Source organism: Streptomyces sp. AC627_RSS907, from assembly GCF_019049165.1.
Genome location: NZ_JAGMUE010001531.1, coordinates 1 through 613 on the forward strand (window position 1 = coordinate 1; position 613 = coordinate 613).

At 67.0% G+C, this 613-nt stretch carries 1 protein-coding gene; it reads right to left on the bottom strand.

The features are described from left to right. Nucleotides 1-613, bottom strand: a 613-nt coding sequence (locus KUM32_RS42840) for an acyl-CoA dehydrogenase family protein (RefSeq protein WP_217146954.1), incomplete at both ends; no start/stop codon positions are given.

Genomic DNA, 613 nt, shown 5'->3' on the forward strand with positions numbered 1-613 from the left:
ACCCCGCAGCCGCGCGCCGCGACGTTCACGCGGCCGACCTCGACGCCGTCCATCATCTGGTAGAAGCCGCGTCCCGTGGCTCCGCCGAGCACGCGATCGGCCGGGACGCGCAGCCCGTCCATGATCAGCTCGGTGGTGTCGACGCCCTTGTAACCCATCTTGTCGATCTTGCCGGGGATGGTCAGGCCCGGGCGCACCTCGCCGAAGCCCGGCTCCTTCTCGACCAGGAACGTAGTCATCGAGCGGTGCGGCTTGGCGGCGGCCTCCTTCGGGGAGAGCCCCTCGTCGGTCCGGCACAGCACCGCGACCAACGAGGAGGTGCCGCCGTTGGTGAGCCACATCTTCTGTCCGGTGAGCAGGAAGTCGTCGCCGTCGCGCACGCCCTTGGATGTGATGGATGACACATCCGAACCGAGCGCCGGCTCCGACATCGAGAACGCGCCACGGATCTCGCCCGCGGCCATCTTCGGCAGAAAGTAGTCCTTCTGCTCCTGGGTGCCGTGCTGCTTGAGCATGTACGCCACGATGAAGTGCGTGTTGATGATCCCCGAGACGCTCATCCAGCCTCGGGCGATCTCCTCCACGCACAGCGCGTAGGTCAGCAGCGACTCGC